At 68.9% G+C, this 2108-nt stretch carries 2 protein-coding genes; one reads left to right on the top strand and one right to left on the bottom strand.

From position 1 onward, the window contains the following. Nucleotides 1-121: 121 nt before the first annotated feature. Nucleotides 122-1720, top strand: a complete 1599-nt coding sequence (locus tag ACGF07_RS35595) for an ISL3 family transposase (protein WP_392905832.1) — start codon at nt 122-124, stop codon at nt 1718-1720. A gap of 18 nt (nt 1721-1738) precedes the next feature. On the opposite strand, the gene ACGF07_RS35590 is transcribed toward ACGF07_RS35595, so the two are convergent. Continuing rightward, nucleotides 1739-2005 carry a hypothetical protein gene (locus ACGF07_RS35590; protein WP_392905830.1) on the bottom strand — a complete coding sequence of 89 codons (267 nt, stop codon included), beginning with the start codon at nt 2003-2005 and terminating at the stop codon, nt 1739-1741. Between the last annotated feature and the right edge of the window lie 103 nt (nt 2006-2108).

Here is a 2108-nt window from a genome sequence, read left to right as displayed (position 1 = left end):
GGTTCTGGTCCAACTTCTGTGGTGTGCCTACTCCCTGTAACGGTTGATCTCTCCGGAGCGTCTTCCGAGATCGTCCGGAAATGGCCGGCGACGGCGACGTTCGGGGCGATGGTTCTGGGCTGTGCGCGAGGTACTGCTCCAGTTGGAAGAGCTGATCTTCCTGTCGGCCCCGGAGATCAGGGTGCTGTCGGTGCGGGACGACGGCGACGTGATCCGCGTCGGTGTCAGATCCCGGACGGCCAAGGCTTGCTGCCCGGGCTGCGGGAGCTGGTCGGGGCGGGTGCACGGCTCCTACCTGCGGTTTCCCGCCGATCTTCCCGTGGCAGGGCGGCGGGTGGTGCTGCGGCTGCGGGTCCGGCGATTCGTGTGCGAGGACGCCTCCTGTGGGCGGCGGACGTTCGTCGAGCAGGTCACGGGCCTGACCCGCCGACACAGTCAGCGGACCGAACGGATGCGGTCGGTGCTTGCCGAGGTCGGCCTCGCGGTGGCCGGCCGCGCCGGCGCCCGGCTGGCCGACGTCTTCGGGGCGAGGGCCAGCCGGAACACGGTCCTGCGACTGGTCGACGCGCTCCCGGAGCCTCAGCCGCGGACCCCGCGGGTGGTCGGCGTCGACGAGTACGCGATGCGCAAGGGACGTGTCTACGGGACCGTCCTGGTCGACGTCGAGACCCGCCGCCCGGTAGACCTGTTGCCGGATCGCGAGGCGGCCACCGTCGCGGCCTGGCTGGCCGAACGCCCGGGGATCGAGGTCATCTGCCGTGACCGTGCCCCGTTCTTCGCCGAGGGCGCCAGCATCGGGGCACCCACCGCCGTCCAGGTCGCCGACCGTTTCCACCTCTGGCGCAACCTCGGCGAAGCCGCCGAGCGGTGCATCTCCCGCCACCGCTCGTGCCTGCGTGCGACCACCACCGAGTCGCCCCCGGAGAGAGCAGAGGCTTCGGCACCGGCCGACAACGGGTCGCCATGGCCCACCGGGCACCGGTTCGCCGACCGCACCCGCGCCAAGCACGCCACCGTCCACGCGATGCTGGCCGCCGGCCACAGCCGACGCTCGATCCAGCGCCAGCTCGGCATGACCTACCGCACCGTCAAGCTCTTCGCGGATGCCGCGAGGCCGGAAGACCTGTTCCAGGGGCAGTGGCAGAACCGCAGGACCAAGCTCGACGACTACAAGCCGTACCTGAACGAGCGGTGGGCCGATGGCTGCACGAACGCCTGGACCCTCTGGGAAGAGATCAAGACGCACGGCTACCGCGGCGGCTACGGAGCCGTGCGCGCCTACCTCCGGCCTTTCCGCACCACCCCGACCGCAACGGCAGCCCGTCCACCGTCGCCGCGGACCGTCGCCGGGTGGATCCTGACCCACCCCGACACCCTGCCGGAGACCGAGCGACTCAAGCTGAAGTCGGTGCTCGCGCACTGCCCTGAACTGGACGCGCTCACAGGTCACGTCCGCGCGTTCGGGAGGATGATCACCGAGCTCCAAGGCGACCGGCTCCCGCAGTGGATCGAAGCGGTCCGCGCCGACGACCTGCCCAGTCTCCACGCCTTCGTCAACGGCCTGGAACGAGACCTTGCCGCGGTCACCGCCGGGCTGACCCTGCCCTGGAGTTCGGGCGTCGTCGAGGGCCACGTCAACCGGATCAAGATGCTGAAGCGACAGATGTATGGACGGGCCGGCTTTGCGCTCCTGAGGAAGCGAGTTCTCCTCGCGTCCTGAGCCTGGGCCGGTTGGCAACTACTCCACGAGTCCGAAGCCGTCCGGGAACGCTTCCAGGAATTCACGGCGGCCAGGATCGGTCTCGGCCTCGGTCATTGCCTCGATCACCTGCTGGAACTCTGCACGCTGGGAGTTCGACAGGCGATCCACCACCGCGGCGACACCCTCCAGCGCCTTCACCGCATCGTCCTGATCCATGTGCTCATCATCCGCGCTCTCGACGAACCAGGCGAGGTCCACGAGCGCCTCCGCCAGGGCGTGGGTCAGCGACGGGTACTGCGACATGGATGATCCCCCGAAGGTGATGGCTGCAGAACTCTCCGCGCACCCAATCACATACGGCCGACAACACTCGCTGTTATCGCACCACAGAAGTTGAACCAGAACC

The sequence above is a fragment of the Kitasatospora sp. NPDC048194 genome (genome assembly GCF_043202455.1).
Classification (GTDB): Bacteria; Actinomycetota; Actinomycetes; order Streptomycetales; family Streptomycetaceae; genus Kitasatospora.
The sequence above is the reverse complement of the archived record's forward strand: the minus strand, read 5'-3'. Positions and strand labels throughout refer to the sequence as shown.